This is a genomic window from Magnetospirillum molischianum DSM 120 (assembly GCF_000294655.1).
GTDB lineage: Bacteria > Pseudomonadota > Alphaproteobacteria > Rhodospirillales > Magnetospirillaceae > Phaeospirillum > Phaeospirillum molischianum.
This window is the reverse complement of record NZ_CAHP01000034.1, coordinates 156,066-178,676: the sequence shown is the minus strand read 5'-3', so window position 1 is coordinate 178,676 and position 22,611 is coordinate 156,066. Positions and strand designations below refer to the sequence as shown.

At 64.1% G+C, this 22,611-nt stretch carries 17 protein-coding genes; 13 read left to right on the top strand and 4 right to left on the bottom strand.

The window, feature by feature from the left end; all coding sequences use genetic code 11:
- From PHAMO_RS14450 to PHAMO_RS14420, 7 genes are all read left to right on the top strand, one after another.
- Positions 1 to 607, top strand: a 607-nt coding sequence (locus PHAMO_RS14450; RefSeq protein ID WP_040567396.1) for an electron transfer flavoprotein subunit alpha/FixB family protein, incomplete at its 5' end; no start/stop codon positions are given.
- Positions 608 to 650: 43 nt separating this feature from the next.
- Positions 651 to 1,529, top strand: a complete 879-nt coding sequence (locus PHAMO_RS14445; protein ID WP_002730366.1) for a 3-hydroxybutyryl-CoA dehydrogenase — start codon at positions 651 to 653, stop codon at positions 1,527 to 1,529.
- An 18-nt stretch (positions 1,530 to 1,547) separates the two neighbouring features.
- Entirely contained in the window at positions 1,548 to 2,753 is a 1,206-nt protein-coding gene (dprA, locus tag PHAMO_RS14440; RefSeq protein ID WP_002730364.1) for a DNA-processing protein DprA, read from the top strand.
- 33 nt (positions 2,754 to 2,786) lie between these two features.
- Positions 2,787 to 5,507: a type I DNA topoisomerase gene (gene topA, locus PHAMO_RS14435; protein ID WP_002730363.1), complete on the top strand. Its 2,721-nt coding sequence runs from the start codon at positions 2,787 to 2,789 to the stop codon at positions 5,505 to 5,507.
- A 60-nt stretch (positions 5,508 to 5,567) separates the two neighbouring features.
- A complete protein-coding gene (gene addB, locus PHAMO_RS14430) occupies positions 5,568 to 8,489 on the top strand; it encodes a double-strand break repair protein AddB (protein ID WP_002730361.1) in 2,922 nt (973 codons plus the stop codon).
- 72 nt (positions 8,490 to 8,561) lie between these two features.
- Positions 8,562 to 9,230, top strand: coding sequence for a lipid-binding SYLF domain-containing protein (locus PHAMO_RS14425; protein ID WP_002730360.1), 669 nt, complete (start codon positions 8,562 to 8,564; stop codon positions 9,228 to 9,230).
- A gap of 54 nt (positions 9,231 to 9,284) precedes the next feature.
- On the top strand, positions 9,285 to 11,486 hold the full coding sequence (locus PHAMO_RS14420; protein ID WP_002730358.1) for a mechanosensitive ion channel domain-containing protein: 2,202 nt from the start codon (positions 9,285 to 9,287) through the stop codon (positions 11,484 to 11,486).
- A gap of 194 nt (positions 11,487 to 11,680) precedes the next feature.
- On the opposite strand, the gene glgC is transcribed toward PHAMO_RS14420, so the two are convergent.
- Entirely contained in the window at positions 11,681 to 12,964 is a 1,284-nt protein-coding gene (gene glgC, locus PHAMO_RS14415; protein WP_040567390.1) for a glucose-1-phosphate adenylyltransferase, read from the bottom strand.
- A 220-nt stretch (positions 12,965 to 13,184) separates the two neighbouring features.
- Between glgC and PHAMO_RS14410 the strand changes: the two genes are divergently transcribed.
- From PHAMO_RS14410 to PHAMO_RS14395, 4 genes are read left to right on the top strand one after another with little or no spacing between them, the layout of a single operon-like run.
- Positions 13,185 to 13,601 (top strand): bacteriohemerythrin, encoded by a 417-nt coding sequence (locus PHAMO_RS14410; RefSeq protein ID WP_002730355.1) that lies wholly within the window; start codon positions 13,185 to 13,187, stop codon positions 13,599 to 13,601.
- Positions 13,589 to 14,596, top strand: coding sequence for an alpha/beta hydrolase (locus PHAMO_RS14405; RefSeq protein WP_002730353.1), 1,008 nt, complete (start codon positions 13,589 to 13,591; stop codon positions 14,594 to 14,596). Before PHAMO_RS14410 ends, PHAMO_RS14405 begins: the two co-directional genes overlap by 13 nt.
- Positions 14,571 to 15,272: a hypothetical protein gene (locus PHAMO_RS14400; RefSeq protein ID WP_155801820.1), complete on the top strand. Its 702-nt coding sequence runs from the start codon at positions 14,571 to 14,573 to the stop codon at positions 15,270 to 15,272. The genes PHAMO_RS14405 and PHAMO_RS14400 overlap by 26 nt, the downstream gene beginning before the upstream one ends.
- Positions 15,273 to 15,278: 6 nt before the next feature.
- On the top strand, positions 15,279 to 15,884 hold the full coding sequence (locus PHAMO_RS14395; RefSeq protein WP_002730350.1) for a hypothetical protein: 606 nt from the start codon (positions 15,279 to 15,281) through the stop codon (positions 15,882 to 15,884).
- A 12-nt stretch (positions 15,885 to 15,896) separates the two neighbouring features.
- Here the strand turns inward: PHAMO_RS14395 and PHAMO_RS14390 are convergent, their stop codons facing one another.
- Positions 15,897 to 17,189, bottom strand: coding sequence for a DUF3422 family protein (locus tag PHAMO_RS14390; RefSeq protein WP_002730349.1), 1,293 nt, complete (start codon positions 17,187 to 17,189; stop codon positions 15,897 to 15,899).
- 112 nt (positions 17,190 to 17,301) lie between these two features.
- Between PHAMO_RS14390 and tldD the strand changes: the two genes are divergently transcribed.
- Positions 17,302 to 18,735: a metalloprotease TldD gene (gene tldD / locus PHAMO_RS14385; RefSeq protein ID WP_002730348.1), complete on the top strand. Its 1,434-nt coding sequence runs from the start codon at positions 17,302 to 17,304 to the stop codon at positions 18,733 to 18,735.
- A gap of 90 nt (positions 18,736 to 18,825) precedes the next feature.
- Here the strand turns inward: tldD and rpsA are convergent, their stop codons facing one another.
- Positions 18,826 to 20,526: a 30S ribosomal protein S1 gene (gene rpsA, locus PHAMO_RS14380; protein ID WP_002730347.1), complete on the bottom strand. Its 1,701-nt coding sequence runs from the start codon at positions 20,524 to 20,526 to the stop codon at positions 18,826 to 18,828.
- Positions 20,527 to 20,677: 151 nt separating this feature from the next.
- Positions 20,678 to 21,322 carry a (d)CMP kinase gene (cmk, locus tag PHAMO_RS14375; protein ID WP_002730346.1) on the bottom strand — a complete coding sequence of 215 codons (645 nt, stop codon included), beginning with the start codon at positions 21,320 to 21,322 and terminating at the stop codon, positions 20,678 to 20,680.
- Between the two features lie 122 nt (positions 21,323 to 21,444).
- Here cmk and mtnA point away from each other — a divergent pair, with 122 nt between their 5' ends.
- Positions 21,445 to 22,545 carry an S-methyl-5-thioribose-1-phosphate isomerase gene (gene mtnA, locus PHAMO_RS14370; RefSeq protein ID WP_002730345.1) on the top strand — a complete coding sequence of 367 codons (1,101 nt, stop codon included), beginning with the start codon at positions 21,445 to 21,447 and terminating at the stop codon, positions 22,543 to 22,545.
- Positions 22,546 to 22,611: the final 66 nt, after the last annotated feature.

Here is a 22,611-nt window from a genome sequence, read left to right as displayed (position 1 = left end):
CCAGGTGTCGGAAATCGTCGCGGTGGTCGCGCCCGATACCTTCATCCGCCCGATTTATGCCGGCAACGCGCTGGCGACGGTGCGTTCGATTGACGCGATCAAGGTCATCACCGTCCGCGCCACCGGCTTCGAGCCGGCTGTCGCCAGCGGCGGCGCGGCCTCCATCGAGGCAATCGCGGTGCCGGGCCTGCCCGGCCTGTCGCGTTTCGTCGAGGCGCAATTGTCGAAGTCGGAGCGTCCCGAACTGACCAGCGCCCGGATCGTGATTTCTGGCGGTCGCGGCATGCAGTCGGGCGATAATTTCCATCTGCTGGAAAGCATCGCCGACAAACTGGGGGCCGCCGTCGGGGCATCACGCGCCGCCGTCGATGCCGGGTTCGTTCCCAACGATTTCCAGGTCGGCCAGACCGGAAAGATCGTCGCCCCCGACCTGTATATCGCCGTCGGGATCTCGGGTGCGATCCAGCATCTTGCCGGAATGAAGGACTCGAAGGTCATCGTCGCCATCAACAAGGACGAAGAGGCCCCGATCTTCCAGGTCGCCGATTACGGTCTCGTCGCCGATCTGTTCAAGGCATTGCCGGAATTGTCCGCCGCTCTCGACTAACCCCCCATCCCAGCCAACGCCCCTTTTGCGGGAGAACGTCTCCATGGCCGTCATCAAACATATCGGTGTCATCGGCGCAGGTCAGATGGGAAGCGGCATCGCCCAAGTCTGCGCCGCCGCCGGGTTCGATATCGTCCTGCTCGATATCAGCGAAGAAGCTCTGGCCAAAGGGATTGCGGTGATCAGCCGCAATCTCGACCGCGCTATCTCGAAGGGCAAGATTACCGAATCCGATAAGGCCGCCACCCTGGGGCGAATCAAAACGACGTGCGATTACGCTGATTTCGCCCACTCCGATCTGGTGATCGAGGCCGCGACCGAGGACGAGAAGATCAAGCGGGCGATCTTCCAAAAGCTATGTCCGGCCCTGCGGCCCGAGGCGTTGATCGCCACCAACACCTCGTCGCTGTCAATCACCCGCCTTGGCGCATCGACCGACCGGCCGTCCCGCTTCATGGGCATGCACTTCATGAACCCGGTCCCGGCAATGCAGTTGGTCGAACTGATCCGCGGCATCGCCACCGGAGAGGAAACCTTCGCACAGGTCCGGGAAATGACCCTGACCCTTGGCAAGAAGCCGGTTGCCGCCGAGGACTTCCCCGCTTTCATCGTCAACCGCATCCTGCTGCCGATGATCAACGAGGCGGTCTACACCCTGTACGAGGGGGTCGGCTCGGTCAGCAGCATCGACACCGCGCTGCGTCTGGGGGCCAACCATCCGATGGGGCCGCTGGAACTGGCCGATTTCATCGGTCTGGACACCTGCCTCGCGGTGATGCAGGTGCTTCATGACGGCTTGGCCGACACCAAATACCGCCCCTGCCCGCTTCTGGTGAAGTATGTCGAGGCCGGATGGCTGGGCCGCAAGACCGGGCGCGGTTTCTACGATTATTCCGGCGAAGTTCCGGTTCCCACCCGTTAGGCATCGTGTTGGTGGGCCATGGCCCACCAACATCTTCGGGACGCCAAGCCCTATCCGGCCCTTGACCGCCTCTATCCCCTCGGCCATGCTCGCCGGATGGATGCGACCCCGCGTGTACTCTCTGCTGCTGAACGACTGGACTGGTTGCGCCTGATCCGCAGCGAGAATGTCGGCCCGCGCACCTTCTCCCGGTTGTTGGAACGGTTCGGTTCGGCCTCCGCCGCGCTGGAAGCCCTGCCCCATCTGGCCGCCAAGGGAGGCTTGCGCCGGGCCATCCGGCTCTGTCCCCGTGCCGAAGCGGAACGGGAGATCGCCGCGGTCGAGCGGATCGGTGCCCGGCTGATCGCCAGGATCGAACCGGCCTATCCCCGCTTGCTGGCCGAGACCGAGGATGCGCCACCGCTGATTTCGGCAATCGGTGCGGTCAGTCTGCTGAACAAACCGACGGTGGCGATGGTGGGTGCCCGGAACGCCTCGCTCAACGGCCGCAATCTGGCCCGCCGTCTGGCCGCCGATCTGGGCCGGGCCGGGCTGGTGGTATCGAGTGGATTGGCACGCGGCATCGATACCGCCGCCCATGAAGGCGCGCTGGCCTCGGGCACGGTGGCGGCGCTGGCGGGTGGCGTCGATGTGGTCTATCCGCCCGAAAATGCCGATTTGTGGAAGAAAATCGCCGACGCGGGAACGCTGGTATCGGAAATGCCGCCGGGAACCGAGCCACAGGCCAGCTTTTTTCCTCGCCGCAACCGCATCATTTCCGGGCTGGCGCTGGGCGTGGTGGTGGTCGAGGCCAATGCGCGGTCCGGTTCGTTGATCACCGCCCGGCTGGCCGCCGACCAGGGGCGCGAGGTCTTCGCGGTACCGGGTTCGCCACTGGACCCCCGTGCCGCTGGACCAAACGATCTGATCCGCCACGGCGCGACCCTGACGGCCGGTGTCGATGACGTGATGGCGGTGCTGTCCGAGTTGCTTCGCCGCCCGCTGTCAGAGCCGGATCGAGGCGGTTTTCGTCCTGCCGCACCGACCCCGCCGGGGGAGGATGAGGCCGAACAAGCCCGTCCGCAAATCGTCGAGCTTTTGGGTCCGACGCCGGTGACGGTTGACGAAATCATCCGCCAGTGCCAATTGTCTCCCTCCGTGGTGTCTTGGGTGCTGCTGGAACTGGAATTAGCTGGCCGCCTAGACCGCCACCCCGGCAATCGGGTGTCGCTTTTGATCAGGTGATCCGGGCGGCCTTGCCAAGGTGATTGGGTTCGGATGAAAATCGTCGTCGTCGAGTCTCCGGCCAAGGCCAAGACAATCAATAAATACCTGGGAAGCGATTTCCAGGTCGTGGCTTCGTTCGGCCATATCCGCGATCTTCCCGCCCGCGACGGCTCTGTCCGTCCGGATGAGAACTTCGCCATGGATTGGGAGATCGACCCCAAATCCGAACGACACGTCAAGGAAATCACCTCTCTGGTCAAAGAGGCAGACCATCTGTTTCTCGCCACCGATCCGGATCGCGAGGGCGAGGCGATTTCCTGGCATGTCAAACGAGTTCTCGAAGACCGCAAGGCGCTGAAGGGCGTCGAGGTCAAGCGGGTGGTGTTCAACGAGATCACCAAGACCGCCGTGCTCGACGCGATGCGCAATCCGCGCGACATCGATCAGGAATTGGTCGATGCCTATCTGGCCCGCCGTGCGCTGGATTATCTGGTCGGCTTCACCCTGTCGCCGGTGCTGTGGCGCAAGCTGCCGGGTTCTCGCTCGGCAGGACGGGTGCAGTCGGTGGCGTTGCGGCTGATCTGTCAGCGCGAATCCGAGATCGAGAGCTTCATCGCCCGCGAATATTGGACGTTGGGCGCCGATTTCCTGACCCCGAAGGGGGCGCTGCTATCGGCTGGTCTGACCCATCTCGACGGCCGCAAGCTCGACAAGTTCGACCTTCCCAACGAGGCCACCGCCCGCGCCGCCGAGGCCCGCGCCGCGATCGCCACCTACAAAGTGTCGGAGGTCGAGCGCAAGCGGGCCAAGCGCCATCCCTTCCCGCCATTCACCACCTCGACCCTTCAGCAGGAAGCCAGCCGCAAGCTGCATCTCGCCGCCGCCCGGACGATGCAACTGGCCCAGCGCCTGTATGAAGGCGTCGATATCGGCGGCGAGACGGTCGGCCTTATCACCTATATGCGTACTGACGGCGTGCAGATGGCAGCCGAAGCGATCTCCAGCGCCCGTGCGGTAATCGGCGCGACCTTCGGCGCGTCCTATGTCCCCTCGGCTCCCCGCGTCTACAAGACCAAGGCGAAGAACGCCCAGGAAGCTCACGAAGCGATCCGTCCGACCGATTTGTCGCGCCGTCCCGAGGATGTCGCCCATCACCTCGACCGCGACCAGTTGCGGCTGTACGAGTTGATCTGGAAACGGACCCTGGCCAGCCAGATGGCGTCGGCCGAACTCGATCAGGTTGCGGTCGATATCGATGGCGACAACCGCGCGGTCGTGTTCCGCGCCACCGGATCGATGGTGGTGTTCGACGGCTTCCTCAAGGTCTACCGCGAGGACCGCGACGATTCCGACGACGAGGATGCGGAAAAGCTGTTGCCCGACGTCGCCGAAGGCGATGCGATGGAGCGCAAGGACCTGCGCGCCGAGCAGCATTTCACCCAGCCGCCGCCGCGTTTCACCGAAGCCAGTCTGGTCAAACGGCTGGAGGAATTGGGGATCGGGCGTCCCTCGACCTATGCATCGATCATCTCGGTGTTGCAGGACCGCGATTACGTCCGGCTCGACCAGCGCCGCTTCGTGCCCGAGGATCGCGGCCGTCTCGTCACCGCCTTCCTCGAAAGCTTCTTCGGCCGCTACGTCGAATACAATTTTACCGCCGAACTGGAAAACCAGCTCGACGACGTTTCGGGTGGGCGGATCGACTGGAAGACGGTTCTCAACGGCTTCTGGAAGGCGTTTTCCGCCTCGGTCGAGGACACCCGCGACCTGCGCGTCGCCCAGGTTCTCGACGCACTCGACGAATTGCTGGGGCCGCACTTCTTCCCCGATGACGGCTCCGGCAAAGACCCCCGCGCCTGCCCGACCTGCCATACCGGCCGTCTGTCGCTGAAGCTGGGCAAGTTCGGGGCCTTCATCGGCTGCTCGACCTATCCCGAATGCCGCTTCACCCGCCCCCTGACCTCGGGGGGAGAGGGCGAGGACGAAGTTCGCGAAGGACCGAAGGAACTCGGCAACGATCCCGCAACCGGCCTGCCGGTGACCTTGCGCAAGGGGCCTTATGGCCATTACGTCCAGCTGGGCGACGAGACAAGCCTGAAGGCACTGGCCCCGCCCGCCCCGCCGCCCGCGCCTGAACCGGAGCCGGAGCCGGACGCAGCCCCCGCCAAGGGCAAGACGGCCAAGGCCGCAAAGGCCCCGAAGAAGCCTAAGGCGGCAAAGGCTCCCGCCGCCCCCAAGCCGAAGCGGGTGTCGCTTTATCGCGGACTGGAACCAGCCGACGTGACGCTGGAACTGGCTTGTCGTCTGCTTGAACTGCCGCGCGAGATCGGGCCGCATCCCGAGACCCAAAAGACCATCAGCGCTGGAGTTGGACGGTTCGGCCCCTATCTGCTCCACGATGGCGTCTATAAATCGCTGACCAAGGATGATGACGTCCTGGCCGTTGGCATGAATCGCGCCGTCGAATTGCTGGCCCAGCCCAAGGGAGGACGGGGCGCGTCCGCGCCGCTGAAGACCCTGGGCGAGATGGATGGCAAGCCGGTGACCCTTCACCAGGGTCGTTATGGACCCTATGCCTCGTGCAACGGCGTACACGCCACCCTCCCCAAGGACAGCGAAGCCGACGCCCTGACGCTCGACGAAGCGATTGCACTGATTCGGGCCAAGGCGGCGAAGGCTCCCGCCACCAAGGGTGCGGCGGCAAAAAAAGCACCGGCTAAAAAGCCAGCGGCAAAGAAGGCTCCGGCGAAGAAGAAAACCGATCCGGCCTGATCGCGCGATGGGGAGGAACGGAGGGGACATTAAACACACCGGATTCGGAGGGAACCTCTCGTGACCGCCGTTTTCACCCTTCCGCCCGGCCTGCCTTTCGTCGAGTCCCTCGCCGCTCATCTGCTGGCCGAGGCGGGGGACAACCCGATGGTCCTGGCCGGGATGGAGGTACTGCTTCCGACCCGGCGTGCGTGTCGCGCCCTGGCCGACGCCTTTCTGCGCCTGACCGGGGGGCGGCCGCTGCTGTTGCCGCGCCTGACCCCGCTGGGCGACCTTGATTCCGACGAACCCGACCCAGCCGGAACGGCGGAAGTGGCTCCGGCGCTGCCCGCACTCGAACGCCGCCTGACCCTGACCCGGCTGGTGCTGGCGATGGAAGCGGGCCGGGGCGGCCAAACCCCATTGCCCGATCAGGCGCTGCGGCTGGCGTCCGAACTCGCCCGATTGCTCGACGAGATCGGAGCGGAACGGCTCGATCCGGCTGGATTGGCGGCGCTGGTTCCAGACGAACACGCGGCCCATTGGCAGGTCACGCTCAACTTCCTGTCCATCCTGACCCAGGTCTGGCCGTCGATCCTGGCCGAACGCGGCGCAATCGAACCCTCGGAGCGGCTCAACCAGATCGTCGCGGCCCGGATCGCCGCCTGGACGCGATCTCCTCCGACCCATCCGGTAATCGCCGCCGGGTCAACCGGATCGCGCCCGGCCATCGCCGATCTACTGGCCGCCATCACCGCCTTGCCAAACGGACGGGTAATCCTCCCCGGTCTCGACACCGACATCGACGATTCAAGCTGGGCGGCGCTTGATCCCGGCCACCCCCAATATGGCTTCAAGGCGGTATTAACCCGGATAGGAATCGAGCGGCGAGAGGTGAAGCCTCTGCTGCCCACGCCTGACCCGCGCGTGGACCGGATGCGATTGCTGACCGAGGCGTTGCGACCCGCCGCCACCTGTGAAGCGTGGCGCGACCTGATACCGCTGCCGCCCGAGACTCTGGCCGGCGTGACCCGCCTGGACGCCCCCGGCCCGCGTGAGGAAGCCGGGGCAATCGCCCTGATGCTGCGCGAGGCACTGGACGTCGCCGGCCGCACCGCGGCCCTGATCACACCCGACCGCGCCCTGGCCCGACGGGTGGGAGACGAACTGGAACGCTGGGGCATCCGTATCGACGATTCGGCGGGACGCCCGCTCAATCTGACCGAGCCGGGCGCGTTCCTGCGCCTTTCCGCCCGGATGGCGGCGGAAGATTTCGCCCCGATCGAGATGCTGGCGTGCCTCAAGCATCCGCTGGCAGCGGGCGGACGCTCTCCCGCCGCATTCCGTGCCCTGGTGCGACGGCTGGAAATCGCGGTTCTGCACGGTCCGCGCCCCGCCACCGGAACGGCAGGGCTGCGGGATGCGCTCAAGAACAAAGACCCGGCGCTGACCGCGCTGGTCGATGATCTGGAGATCCTGGCGGGGCCGTTCGTCACCCTGCTGGCCGCGCCCGAGGCGACGCTGGCCGACATCGCGCGGGTGCATCTGGAATTCGCCGAGGCACTGGCAACCGCCGATGGCCAACCCGGTCCGATCCGGTTGTGGGGAGGCGAAATCGGAGAGGCCGCCGCCCGCTTTGCCGCTGAACTGAACGAGGCGGCTCCGGCGCTCGGCACCATCGCCGGACGGCATTATCCGGCGTTGCTGGAAGAAATGATGGCCGGAGCGGTGGTGCGCTCGACCTGGGAGACTCACCCCCGTCTGCATATCTGGGGACCGTTGGAAGCACGGCTGCAACAAGCCGACATCTTGATTCTGGGCGGTCTTAACGAAGGCACCTGGCCCGGCGCGGCCGAAGCCGACCCGTGGATGAGCCGCCCGATGCGGGCCGCCTTCGGACTCCCCCCGCCCGAACGCCGGATCGGTCTGGCCGCCCACGATTTCACCCAGGGCTTCGCCGCCCCTCGCGTCGTGCTGACGCGGGCGCGACGGGTCGAGGGCACGCCAACGGTGCCGTCACGCTGGCTAACCCGGCTGGAAGCGGTCATGACGGCCTGCGGACTCTCCTTCGTCGAGGATACGACCCAGTGGCTGGAATGGCACGATCTGCTCGACCGCCCCGGCCAGTGGGTGCGTCCGACTCCGCCCGCCCCCCGCCCGCCGGTGACGGCACGCCCCCGGCGCTTGTCGGTGACCGAAATAGAAACGTGGATGCGCGATCCCTACGCGATCTATGCCAAGCGGATTCTGAAGCTGACCGCCCTGGACCCGATCGATGCCGACGCCAGTGCCGCCGAATATGGCAGCATGGTTCATCTGGTGCTGGAGCGGTTCGTCAACGCATTTCCCCATCGGCTGCCCCCCGACCCCACCGCTGAACTGATCGCAATCGGCCGGGCCGTCTTCGCCGAAGCCGTCGCGTCGCCATCGGTGTGGGCGTTTTGGTGGCCACGCTTTGTCGCGATCGCCGGATGGGTGGCGGAGCGGGAGGCAGAGCGGCGGCCCGAATTGGAGTCGATCCATGCCGAAGTCCGAGGAGAATTGGAGATCGACGCCCCCGCCGGGCCGTTCACCCTGATCGCCAAGGCCGACCGCATCGACCGCCGCAAGGACGGGGCTTTGGAACTCATCGATTACAAAACCGGCCAGCCGCCGACGATCCGCGAGGTTGCCGCCGGTTACGCCCCGCAATTGCCGCTGGAAGCCGCCATCGCCCACCGAGGCGGCTTTGCCGGAATTCCCGCCGCCGAGACGGCGCGACTGCTCTATTGGCGGCTGAAGGGCGGAGAACCAGGCGGCGAGGAACGTCCGGCCGGAGCCGACGCCGCCACCCTGGCCGACGAAGCGCTGGACGGATTGCGCGCGCTGATCGCGGTCTTCGACGATCCGAACACGCCCTATGCCGCCCGCCCCCATCCCGAGCACGCACCGAAATATTCCGATTACCTCCATCTGGCCCGCGTGCGTGAATGGGCAAGTGGGAGCGAAGACGACGGGGAATAGCCGAAATTTACCTTTTGCTAACCCCGTCCATGCTTGCTGTATCCTCATCTATTCAAAATACGGAGAACGACGATGCGGGGAGTGATCGCGCTCGCGTTGATCGCCTGGTTGATTCCGGCGACGGTAAAAGCCCAAACCGTCACCGACCAGAGCGTAATGGTCAATCGGGCGGTAACGACGGTGGAGCGACTGCGCGCCGACCCCAGCATGGCCGAATCGATGAACGATCTGCTCCCCCGAGCGCGAGGGATTCTGATTGTTCCCGATCTGGTCAAGGGCGGGTTCTTCTTTGGCGCGCAGTACGGCACCGGCCTTCTGATGGTCCGCGGCCGTGACGGCGCATGGAGCTATCCGGCCTTCTTCTCGATCGCCGCAGGCAGCTTCGGCCTCCAGATCGGGCTTCAGGACGCCGAGGCGGTCTATGTCATCATGACCGATGGAGGTCTGACGGCGGTGCTCGATAACCGCTTCAAGGCAGGAGCCAGCGCCGGAATCGCGGTGACCGTGGTCGGAGCTGGAGCCGAAGCGGCAACCACTACGCATGTCGGAGCCGATATTTACGCCTATTCGCGCGCAGTCGGGCTGTATGGTGGGCTGACGCTCGACGGAGCTGGAATCCTGCCCCGCCATTCCTGGAATGCGGCTTATTATGGCGGCAATCCGACCGTCCAAGACATCTTGTTCAACCGTGCGGTCGGCAATTCCCAGTCTGACCGTTTGCGCGGCATCGTCTCACGTTAACCATGGGCGGTTACTCCGCCCCTTTCGCTTTCCCCGTCTCAGGACACCCCCCTCATGTCACGCCCTTCGCCCCTCACGCCACTCAGGCGGCTGTTCGCCCTCCTGATGCTGGCGGTTCTGCTGTCCGGCCCGGCTTCGGCCATCGCGGCAGACTCCAACTCAGCCGACACCCGCGATCTGGAACGGCTGGTCTCGACCTTGGAGGACGAACCCGCCCGCGCCCGGCTGGTCGGCCAGCTCAAAACTCTGATTGCCGCCCAGCGGGCAACCGAGACCGCCCCGGAAGAGACTCTTCTGGGCCGGTTGACCGAACAGATCGGTGCGTTCGGCGATCAGGTGATGGAGGCGGTTGACAGCGTTCGTGACGCTCCCGAACTGGCCGCCGCCGTCGGTCAACGTCTGGCAGACCAATTGACCCGTCAGCGGATGGGGCAATTGCTGACGATGCTGGCCGGCATTATGGCCGCTGGCATCTTCGCCGACCGGCTGGTGGCCTTTGCGATCCGCCGCTGGCGCAAGGCCTATCCGCCCGGCCCGGTGATGCCGGGTCTGGCCCCCGCCGCCCATGCGCTCACCGTTCGGCTGTTGTGCGACCTGGCTCCGCTGGCCGCCTTCGGCCTCGGTGCCTGGGCCGCCGTCTGGCAATTCGATATGAAGGGCAACGCGATTGTCGCCGCCCAAACGGTGATCGTGGCCTATGTCTCGGTGCGGCTGGTCAATGTGGCAACGCAGTTGGTTCTGTCGTCGCGCAGCCCGCTGCGGCGATTGGTGACGATTGACGACGAAACCGCCGAATACACCAAGATCTGGGTCCAGCGGGTGACGGTCGTCGGCGTGTTCGGTCCCCTGGCGGCCAGCGCCCCCCGACTGCTCGGCATGCCCGCCGGGGCCGCCTTCCTGACCTTGAAGGTCATCGGGCTGGCGATGACCGCCCTGGTGGTGATCTTCATCCTGCAAAACCGCCGGGTGGTGGCGAGCCTGCTGCGCCGAGGCTCGGACGAGCCGATGTTCGGCCAGCATGTCCAGATGCTGCGAACCCGACTGGCCGATATCTGGCATGTGCTCGCCATCTTGTGGGTCGTGGCGATCTATGTGGTGTGGGCGGTGCAGGTGAAGGGCGGCTTCGACTTCATGCTGCGCGCAACCATCCTGACCCTGGTGATCCTGGTGGTGGCCGGGCTGCTGGCCTCCCTGTTGCGTCGCGTGATCGAACGCGGCTTCGCCGTCAGTCAGGAAGTACGCGAACGCTATCCGATGCTGGAAGCCCGCGCCAACCGCTACCTGCCGGTGATGCACCTGCTGCTGCGCGGCACGGTCGCGGTGGTGACGATCCTGGCCCTGGCCCAGACCTGGGGGCTGCAATCGCTGAAGCTGCTGACCTCGCCCACCGGGCGTCAGATTCTATCCTCGGCGATCAGCATCACTCTGGTTCTGGTGGTAGCCCTCGTGCTGTGGGAGACCCTCAGCAGTGCGATTGAGCGTTATCTCAGCGCCACCGATTCCGAAGGCAACCAACTCCAACGCTCGGGTCGGGCCCGCACCCTGCTGCCCCTCGCCCGCAACGTGGTGATGGGCGTGCTGGTGATCGCAGTCACCCTGATTGTGCTGTCCGAGTTGGGGGTCAACATCGCCCCATTGCTGGCCGGCGCGGGCGTGCTCGGTATCGCAATCGGCTTTGGCTCGCAAAAGCTGGTGCAGGACATCATCACTGGGGCTTTCATCCTGTTCGAGGACACCATCGCCGTCGGCGATGTCGTCAAGATCGGCGAGCATTCCGGCGTGGTCGAGGCGATCTCGATCCGCGCCATCCGTCTGCGCGACGTCCAGGGTTCGGTCCACACCATTCCATTCGGAGCGGTAACCACTGCGATCAACCTGACCAAGGGCTTTAATTACGCTCTGTTCGATATCGGGGTGTCGTACAGTGCCGATTGCGACCGGGTTGGCGAAGTTCTGTCCGAGATCGCTACAGAAATGCGGACCGAGCCGCGCTGGCAGGCCGCGATCATCGATCCGATGGAAGTCCAGGGTATCGATCGCTTCGACGCGTCATCAGTGGTGATCCGCGCCCGGCTGAAGACCGTGCCGTCCGAAAAATGGGCGGTAACGCGCGAGTTCAATCGCCGGGTCAAGAAGCGCTTCGAGGCGGAGGGGATCGAGATCCCTTTTCCTCAACAGCAGATCTGGATCGGTCGGCAGGACGCGGTTGAGACCGCACCGATAATTCCCGCCGTGTCGATGCCGCCAGCGCGCTGATCCACTCTGGCCTAAAGCCATCTGCGTTTAGAGCCGATTTCGTTCAATCGAAATCGGCTCTAATTTTGCGCGATGCGGGCCGTTCCAGCCCTGCTCAGACGCCGCGCGGGCTGGTCGCGGATTTCGGCCTGACCCAGCCAGATCGAAATCCGCTCTAATACCGGCCAACCCTGGATTTGACCCCTTGGCCGGTATCAGGCCTCACCGTTTTCCAGAGCTTTCAGCTTGGCCGCAGTGATCAGGGTGATGCCCTTTTCGGTGCGGTAAAAGCGTCGGGCGTCGATTTCAGGGTCCTCGCCGACCACCAGACCGGGCGGCACCACCACACCCTGATCAACAATGCATTTGGTCAGACGGGCGTGACGGCCGATATCGCAGCCGGGCAGGACGACCGAATCCTCGACCAGGCAATAGGAATTGACCCGGACATTCGAGAACAGCATCGACCGGCGCACCACCGCACCCGAGATAATGCAACCGCCCGCGAGCAGGGAATCGACCGCCATGCCGCGCCGATCATCGGAATCGAATACGAACTTGGCGGGCGGAACCTGAGGCTGATCGGTCCAGATCGGCCACGAATCGTCATAAAGATTAAGCGACGGCGTTACCTTGGTCAGATCGACATTGGCCTCCCAATACGCGTCGATGGTGCCGACATCACGCCAGTAATGTTCCTGGGCTCCGTCATGCATCACGCATGAATCGCTGAAATGATGGGCGACGACGCGATGGGTCGCGATCAGGCTGGGAATCAGATCCTTGCCAAAATCGTGTGAACTGCCCGCGAAGCTGGAATCCTTCTCCAACAGGTCGAACAGCAGAGAGGCGTTGAAGATATAGATACCCATGCTGGCAAGAGCCAGATCGGGATGACCGGGCATCGGCGCCGGATCTGCGGGCTTTTCGTCAAAACGGACGATGTGATTGTCGGCATTGATCGCCATCACGCCAAAGCCAGAAGCAATTTCACGCGGCACAGCAATGCAGGCGACCGACACATCGGCTTTACTGGCGAGATGCTGGGCCAGCATCCGGCCATAATTCATTTTATAGACGTGATCTCCGGCCAGGATCAGCACATGCTCGGGCCGGTGAGCGCGGATGATGTCGAGGTTCTGATAAACCGCATCGGCCGTACCGCGATACCAATTGCCCCCCTCGGTGCGCTGCTGCGCGGGCAATAATTCGATGAATTCGTTGAACTCACCGCGCAAGAAGCCCCAGCCGCGCTGAATATGCTGCAACAGGGAATGCGCCTTGTACTGAGTCAGAACACCGATACGGCGAATACCGGAATTGATGCAGTTCGACAGCGCAAAATCGATGATGCGGAACTTTCCGGCGAACGGAATAGCCGGCTTGGCGTGCCAGTCGGTGAGATCCATCAGCCGAGATCCGCGTCCCCCCGCCAGAATCAATGCCAAAGTCTTGCGTAACCTTTGGTTTACCTCAAGATCAACGCCTCTGTCCGCCAGATCGTTCGTCAAAACATGCTCCCCTCATCGCGCCTGTTCACTTCGGGAAAGCCCCCCCGAGGTTGAAGTAGACCCTGCCACAAATCGCAGTGCGACGACAACGATGAGCCGAACAAAATCCGGTAAAACCAGCCTAAGGCCTAGCCGACATTGCCTTCGGCTGAAGCCGCCACTACTGTTGGATTTATGGCAAATCCAACAGACAGGATGGGGGATCGGGGTGGGCGCTTGGCATGACGGGATGAAGGTCGGAATCGAGCAGATCGACGAAGACCATCGCGGTTTGTTCTCGATCCTGCATGAACTCGATCTCGCCATCCATTCCGGAACCTTCGTCGGCACCGAGGCGCTCGCCGATATTCTCTGCCGCATGGAGGCCTACGCACGGATACATTTCTCCCGCGAGGAAGAGACACAACGAGAAGTCGGCTACGAAGGATACGAGGAAAACCGCCGCCAGCACACCGAACTGCTCCGCACCCTGGAGGCATTCATCCTGCGCTTTCGTGCCGAACAGGTGGACGATCCACGGGTCACCGCCGAAACCATCCGCTCGTTCCTGATGGTCTGGATTTCCGAACACATCGTCAAAGTTGATCGCAAGATGCGCGGTCGCATCCTGCCATGGTCCGGCTAGCCGTCGCCGCCGTCCTGTCCATCGCGCTGTTGAGCGGCTGCACCACGCGTCTGAATCCGGCAGGACCGCCCCAAATGGACCCATCGCTGACCGCCGATACAATCCACCTCGCCGACGGGGCCGCGTTACCGCTGCGAATGTGGCTTCCATCCGACCGGCCGCCTCGGGCGGTGGTGTTGGCCCTGCACGGAATGAATGATTATTCTAACGCCTTCGCCACGGCAGGGTCGGCTCTGGCCGCCCACGGCATCGTCACCTATGCCATTGATCAGCGGGGGTTCGGGCGTGGCCCGCATCCCGGCCAATGGTCGGACAAAGCGGCAATGGCCGCCGATGCGATCACCGCCGCCCGCGTGTTAGCTGACAAACATCCTGGTCTGCCGCTCTTCCTGCTGGGCGAAAGCATGGGCGGAGCGGTCGCGATCGAGGCGCTGACGATGGCTCCGCCGCCCGCCGCGATCTCGGGGGTGATCCTATCCGCCCCTGCGGTGTGGGGACGTGACGCGATGGGACCAATTCAGCGGTTCGCCTTGTGGCTGAGTAACGCCCTGGTACCCGGCCTGACGTTGACCGGGCGGGGATTGGAGATTCAGCCTTCGGACAATATCGAGATGCTGCGCGCCCTGTCGCGCGATCCCTTGGTGATCAAGGAAACCCGCGTCGATGCGATCCACGGGCTGGTTGATCTGATGGATGCGGCCCAGGCCGACATTGCCCGGCTGCCCGTCGCCACCCTGTTGCTGTATGGCGAGAAGGATCAGGTAATCCCGCCCGATCCGGTGTGGGATTCCGTCGCCGTCTTGCCCCGCCTCGGCCACGACCAGCGCGCTGCCCTCTATCCCGAGGGGTGGCACATGCTGCTGCGCGACCTTCAGGCCGACCGGGTGATCGAAGATATCGCCGCCTGGACGGCCGATCCCATGGCGGCGCTGCCGTCTGGGGCCGACCGTCTCGCCCTGACGAAATCAAATGAACGCGCAGCCAAGACCCGGTGACGGCATGGCGATGCCGTGCCATACTGACCGCGAAGTCATCAAGAAAGGAAACGCCATGCCGGCTCGGTTCTGGCTGGCCACGATGTTGGTGTTTTCGGCCACGGTTCTGCCGGGGGAAGCCCTAGCCGATCAGCGGGCGCTGTCGGCGCTTGCCCCCTCCCTGCCCAGCCTGGGCTCCCGGCTTGAAGACGTCCGGACGATGGCGCTGCCCGAGGGTCTGCGCCTGATCTGTGAAGCCGACGAGGGCACCCCCAAGCTGGCCGACCCCCAACTGCTGAAGCGACATAACAGCCGCGATCCCAGCCGGGTCAAATTCTGTACCATCATCGCGCCCGGTTCGGAAGCCGGGTGGGAGCTTGCCTCGATTCCCAGTCTCGCCGGTCCAGCCCGGCTCTGGCTGCTGTTTGTCGAACAAGGGGGCGGGGGACGCCACCGACTGGCCCGAGTCAGCCTGTGGGCTCACCGCGACGGCTGGGATAAGGTTGCCTCGACCTTGACCGATCTACTGGGCCAGCCCGACGCGGGTGGCGACAGCCTGTTGATTTGGGAGGATGAACAACACGAGACCCTGATGTTCCTCGACCCCAAGAGCCCGGATGAATTCGCCGTCGCCGTCGCCGATTTGCGGCTGCGCAAACTGCTGAAATCGCCGGGACTCTCGAACAGATCCGACTGACATTCCATGCTGCGCCCGCTGCTGGCGGTCTTGTCCCTGATCATTGCCCTGCCCGCCGCCGCCGAGCCGTCGCCCCGTCCCTTCGATATCGGACTGGCCCAGATCGGAATGCGGCTGAACCAGCTACGCTTCGCCGCCTTTCCCGCCAACACCCGTCTGGTCTGTTCACAGGATCAGGAGCGGCCCAACGGCGCGGATCGCACCCCGCTGGCTCTACCCAGCGCAATGGTCGCCGCCCGTGTCAACCGTTGCGCCTTGTTCACCGATGCTGGCAAAGACAACTGGGTCCAGCGTCAGGTGATCCTGGCCGGAGCACCAACCGATTTCTGGTTCATGGCGATCGAGGACGAAACCGGGGCCGAGCGTATTTTCCAGATGACCGGACGTCAGCCGCGTGAGGCGTTCGACAAGACTGCCGCCGCCCTGATCGAACGGTGGGGACCGCCCGCGCTGAAGACCCCCCACTATATCCGTTGGATTAACGGCTCGATCGAGGCCCAGATGGCTGACGATAACGAGGGAACGGTGCTGTTCCTGATGGACACCAAGATGCACCAACTGCTCGATTCGCGCCTGCCCAAGCCCAAACCGAAAAAAGAAAAGAAGGAATAGAAGGGTATCCCTCTATTCCTTGTGCTGATCCGCCAGAGCCTTGCGCAGACGGCGCACCCCCAGCCACACCGCTCCGGCAACCACCGGCACCGCGATCAACTCGACGAAATCGAAACGAAGAGGAACACCGATATCGGTCAGCCCGCGGACGAGATAACCAATCACCCCCAGCAAATAATAGGTGATCGCGACCACCGACAAGCCTTCGACCGTCTGTTGCAGGCGAAGCTGCATCTCGGCACGGCGGTTCATCGACCTCAACAGATCGCGGTTCTTTTCTTCGAGGGCGATATCGACCCGCGTCCGCAGCAAATCGCCGGCGCGCGATACCCGTGTCGCCAGTGATTGTTGGCGACGAGCCGCGGCCTCGCAGGTTTTCATCGCCGGACCGAGACGACGTTCGGTGAATTCGGTGATCGTCTGCAAGCCGACGATCCGTTCCTCGCGTAATTCGCTGATTCGCGATTTGACTATGTTGAAATACGCCTTGGCGGCGGCAAGGCGAAAACTAGTGGTGGCATCCAGCTGTTCTGCCTCGGCAGCCAGACGGGTCAGGCTTTCCAGCAGATCGCGATCGTTCTGCACCACGCCGGGATCGGCCAATTGGGTAACGATATCGGCCAGCTCGCGGTCGATCCGGCCAGTCTCGTTATTGGCATAGCGGGCGAGCGGAAAGGCCAGCAGAGCCATCATCCGATAGGTCTCGATTTCCAAGACCCGCTGCACCAACCGCCCGGTCTGGCTGGGGCTGAGGCCGAAATCGCGTAGAATAACCCGACCGAATCCGTCGCAATGCAGGCGGAAATCGGTCCACAATTCGCCATTGCCGCCAGCCACCTTACTGCCGACCATCGGATTACCGCCGAACTGCGGTGCCAGATCGTCGGCCAGATTCCGGTTTGCTGCCACATGGACGGCAGCCAGCAATTCTCCCGGCAGCGCTTCCAACCAGCCGACCGGCAGCAGATCCAGCGCGGTGACCTCGAACGGCGCGGTAAAGGGATCGCTCCGCGATACCGTATAGGTCGAGAATTCGCTGTGGCGCTCCCACCGCAGGCGGAAACCGCCCAGTTCGCGACTGAAATAATTGCTTTCCGAGGCCAAAAGCTCGGCACCGTTAGCGGCCAGCAATTCCGACAGATGCGCGCGCTCGGCAGCGGCATCGGCATGGACCAGCGCCAAATGGGAGACGCGCAACGGACTCGACAACAGGTCGAAGGGGCGGGCGTGGATTTCTCCCGCCAGGATACGGCGCTGCGCATGCTCGCGCATGGCAATCGGTCGGAGTGGCAGAGCCTCGGCCATTGCCCATATATCCCTAATGATGGATGTTCTAGGTGGAAACCTTTACACACTTCCCGCCCTTCTGCCAATCACCACATCTAAACGTCACCGTCCCGTCACTGCCGGAGTTCCCATGCCCCACGCCGCTCAGGCTCACGACCTGCTCTTTGTCCGCGCCGGTCTCGACCGGTCCCGTCTGACCCGAATTGTCGCCGACGCCCTGGCCGGAGCCGATGACGGCGAGTTGTTTCTGGAATATCGCCAGTCGGAGACAGTGGTTCTCGACGATGGCCGGATCAAGAGCGCCAATTTCGATACTGCCCACGGGTTCGGTTTACGGGCGGTCGCAGGCGAAGCCCACGGCTACGCTCACGGTTCCGACCTCAGCGAAGAGGCGATCGCCCGCGCCGCCGCCACCGTAACGGCGGTTCGCGGCGGTCATTCCGGCCATCTGGCCGCCGCTCCGGTCGGGACCGGACGCCGGCTCTATGCCGATTTCAACCCGTTGACCCAGATGGGGTTCGAAGCAAAGGTCGCTCTGCTGGGCGAAATCGATGCCTATGCCCGCGCTCGCGATCCCCGCGTGACCCAGGTATCGGCTTCGTTGTCCGGCTCATGGCAGGCGGTCGCGATCCTGCGGAGCGACGGCTCGCTGGCCGCCGACATCCGGCCCATGGTGCGGCTGAACGTCAGCATTGTGCTATCGGAAGGCGAACGGATGGAAACTGGCGGTCACGGCCTGGGCGGCCGGGTCGGCTATGACAGCGTTACCTCCGCCGCGACATGGCGGAACAGCGTCGATGAAGCCCTGCGGCAAGCCGACGTCAATCTGGGGTCGATTCCCGCCCCCGCCGGTGAAATGCCGGTGGTTCTGGGGCCGGGCTGGCCGGGCGTGATGCTGCATGAAGCGGTCGGTCACGGGCTAGAAGGCGACTTCAACCGCAAGGAAACCTCGGCCTTTTCCGGTCGGATCGGCGAACGCGTCGCGGCCCGCGGCGTCACCGTGGTCGATGATGGCACCCTGCCCGACCGGCGCGGATCGATCTCGATCGATGACGAAGGCACCCCGTCGGGCCGGACGGTTCTGATCGAGGACGGCATCCTCACCGGCTATCTCCAGGACCGGCTCAATGCCCGGCTGATGGGAGTCGCCGCCACCGGCAACGGACGCCGCCAATCTTTCGCCCATGCCCCGATCCCCCGCATGACCAACACCTTTATGCTGGGCGGCGATGCCGACCCGGCGGAAATCCTCGCCTCGGTTAAACGCGGCCTGTACGCCGTTAATTTCGGCGGTGGTCAGGTTGACATCACCAACGGCAAGTTCGTGTTCTCCGCCTCCGAGGCTTACTTGATCGAAAACGGCAAGATCGGACCCGCCGTCAAGGGCGCGACCCTGATCGGCAACGGCCCCGACGCGATGAGCCGCGTCATGATGGTCGGGAACGATCTTGCCCTCGATCCCGGTATCGGCACCTGTGGCAAGGACGGCCAGGGCGTCCCTGTCGGTGTCGGTCAGCCGACCCTGCGCATCGACGGGCTGACCGTCGGCGGAACGGCGGTGTAGTTTCGGGACAGGATTCGATCCCAAGGAAAAAGGCCCGGAACCTTGCGGTTCCGGGCCTTCATCGTCTGGCACAAGCCTTGGCGGCAAAGACTACTTGTCTTCGCTCGCCTGAGCCTTGCGCATGGCGGCACCGAGAATGTCGCCGAGCGAAGCGCCCGAGTCGGACGAACCGTACTCGGCCATCGCCTGCTTCTCTTCTTCGACTTCGCGGGCCTTGATCGACAGGCTGACCTTGCGGGCACCCTTTTCGAGCGCGGTGACCTTGGCGTCGATCTTTTCGCCGATGGCGAAACGCTCGGGACGCTGCTCCGACCGCTCGCGCGACAGGTCGCTCTTGCGGATGAAGCCGGTGAGGCCCTCGACGGTGACTTCGATACCGTTTTCGGTGACGTGGGTCACCGTGCAGGTCACGACGTCACCCTTCTTGATCGAAGCAATGGCGTCATGGAACGGATCCGACGACAGCTGCTTGATGCCGAGGCTGATGCGTTCCTTCTCGACGTCAACGTCGAGAACCTTCGCCTTGACCACATCGCCCTTCTTGAAGTCCTGAATGGCGGCGTCGCCGGGCTTTTCCCAATCGAGATCGGACATGTGAACCATGCCATCGATATCGCCGGGCAGACCGATGAACAGACCGAATTCGGTGATGTTCTTGATCTCGCCTTCAACGGAGGTGCCCGCCGGGAAGCGCTCGAGGAAGCTTTCCCACGGGTTGGAAATGGTCTGCTTCAGGCCGAGGCTGATACGGCGCTTCTGCGGATCGACGTCCAGCACCATAACTTCGACTTCCTGCGAGGTCGAAACGATCTTGCCGGGGTGGACGTTCTTCTTGGTCCAGGACATCTCGGAGACGTGGACCAGACCTTCGACACCGGGCTCCAGCTCGACGAACGCGCCGTAATCGGTGATGTTGGTGACACGGCCGGTGAACTTGGCGCTGACCGGGTACTTGGCTTCGACACCCTCCCACGGATCGGCGTCAAGCTGCTTGATGCCGAGGGAAATGCGCTGGGTTTCCGGGTTGAAGCGGATGACCTGAACGCGGACGGTCTGGCCGATATGCAGCGCCTCGGACGGATGGTTGATGCGCTTCCAGGCGATGTCGGTGACGTGGAGCAGACCATCGACGCCGCCGAGATCGACGAACGCACCGTAATCGGTGATGTTCTTGACCACGCCTTCGAGGATCTGGCCTTCCTTCAGGTTCTCGATCAACTCGCTGCGCTGTTCGGCGCGGGTCTCTTCGAGAACGGCGCGACGCGACACGACGATGTTGCCGCGCGAGCGGTCCATCTTGAGGATCTGGAACGGCTGGGTGGTGCCGAGCAGCGGGGTGATGTCGCGGACGGGACGGATATCGACCTGCGAACCGGGCAGGAAGGCCACCGCGCCGGACAGATCGACGGTGAAGCCGCCCTTGACCCGACCGAAGATGACGCCGTTGACGCGCTGCTGGTCCTGGAACGACTTCTCGAGCAGGGTCCAGGCTTCTTCGCGCTTCGCCTTCTCGCGCGACAGAACGACTTCGCCGTTCTTGTCCTCATAGCGCTCGATGAAAACGTCCACGCGGTCGCCAGCCTTAATCTCGGCGGCACGGCCAGCGGTAGCGAATTCCTTCAGCGGGACGCGGCCTTCGGACTTGAGGCCGACATCGATCACCGCATGGTCACCGTCGATGTTGACGATCAGGCCACGGATCACCGAGCCTTCGAACGTGCCGCCGACGCCCAGCGTCTCGTCGAGCAGGGAGGCGAAATCATCGCCCGCGTCAATGGGGGAATTGGTCATGGAGTTGAAGTTCCTTTCGAGTCGTTTTGTTACTGGCCAGCCGGTTGTCTCCGGCGGTCTTTTCAAGCGTGGGGGACGCTCTCCCGAAGCAAACGAAACCCACCGCCCAGGCGAACCCCGGACGGCGGGCGAAACTTTTGCAGACGCCGGTCTAGCGTAATACCGGAACACCACTTCGGACGGATGACAGCGCGAGGGCGAAAGCCTGATCGGCGTCGAGATCCGAGGTATCCAGTACGATGGCGCCATCCGCCGGCCTTAGGGGAGCGACGGACCTGTTACGGTCGCGATCGTCGCGTTCCTTCATGTCGGCAAGGACGGCGCTCTGTATACCTCCACGGCCCGCCGCCTGCAACTCCTTCAGCCGTCGCTCGGCCCGCTTTTCCAGGGAAGCGGTAACGAACAGCTTCACCTCGGCGTCGGGGCAGACCACGGTCCCGATATCGCGCCCATCCAGCACCGCGCCTTTTCCTCCTGGAGGGGTGTGGGCGAAGCGACGCTGGAACTCCAGCAACGCGGCACGAACGCCGGGAATCGCCGCGACCTTCGACGCCGCCTGGGCCGCATCGTCGCCACGCAGATCCGAGGCGGCCAGATCGCTGGGCACCAGGGCCAAAGCCGCCGCCTCGGCCGCCGCCTCGTCGGCCGGATCGGTTCCGCCCCGACGCAGATTCATCCCGACCGCCCGGTAGATCAGCCCGGTATCGAGATAGTCGAAGCCCAGTTCAGCAGCCAGCCGCCGGGCCAGGGTTCCTTTCCCCGCGGCCGCCGGGCCGTCGATGGCGATGATGGTCACGAGCCGACCTCCCTTTATTCCTTATGTCGCGCAGAACCGTCGTTTACTCGCCGCCACCCCCTCTTGTCCACCGCCGGGACCATGGGCTACAGTCCCCCCCTTCGTCAGGACCGGGGGAAAACATGAGAATCGACGGCGTATCCTACCGCACCATCTGGCTTGCCTCCGACGGCATTGGGGTCGAGATCATCGACCAGACCCGTCTCCCGCACGATTTCGTTGTCTTGACCCTCCGCTCTCTGGCCGATGCCGAGACCGCGATCCGCGACATGTGGGTACGCGGTGCGCCGTTGATTGGCGCCGCCGCCGCCTATGGCATGGCGCTGGCCACCCGCGAGGATGCCACCGACGCCGGTCTGGCCGCCGCCTATGCGCGCCTGCACGCCACCCGCCCGACCGCGATCAATCTGAAATGGGCGCTGGACGAGATGATCGCCGCCTTGTCGCCGTTGCCGGTCGCGGATCGTATCGCCGCCGCCTATGCCCGCGCCGCCGAGATCTGCGACGAAGACGCCGCGATGAACAGCGCGCTGGGCGATAACGGCTGCCGCATCATCGCCGATCTGTGGGCAAAGAAGCAGGCGGCGGGCGGTGAACGGATCAACCTGCTGACCCATTGCAATGCCGGCTGGCTGGCTACCGTCGATTGGGGCACCGCGCTGGCCCCGGTCTACAAGGCGTTCAACGCCGGCATTCCGATCCATGTCTGGGTCGATGAGACCCGCCCGCGCAACCAGGGGGCCAGCCTGACCGCGCGCGAACTGAACTGGCACGGCGTTCCCCACACCGTGATCGCCGACAATACCGGCGGCCATCTGATGCAGCACGGGCTGGTCGATCTGGTGATCGTCGGCACCGACCGCACCACCCGCAATGGCGACGTCTGCAACAAGATCGGCACGTATCTGAAGGCGCTGGCGGCGAAGGATAACAACGTCCCCTTCTATGTCGGCCTGCCCAGCCCGACGATCGATTGGACCGTCGCCGACGGGGTAAAGGAAATCCCGATCGAGCAGCGCTCGGCCCGCGAGCAGACCCATATCTTCGGCAAGACCGAAGCCGGAACCGTCACCGAAGTCCAGGTTACCCCCGACGGCTCGCCTGCGGTCAATTACGGCTTCGACGTCACCCCTGCCCGCCTGATCACCGGCCTGATCACCGAGCGCGGCGTTTGCCCGGCCAGCCCTGAGGAACTAAAGGCGCTGTTCCCCGAGCGCGGGTAAACCACCGGATCGGCGGGGCCGCAAGCGCCCCGCCGTCACGATTATTTTATCCCTGCCACGGCAGCG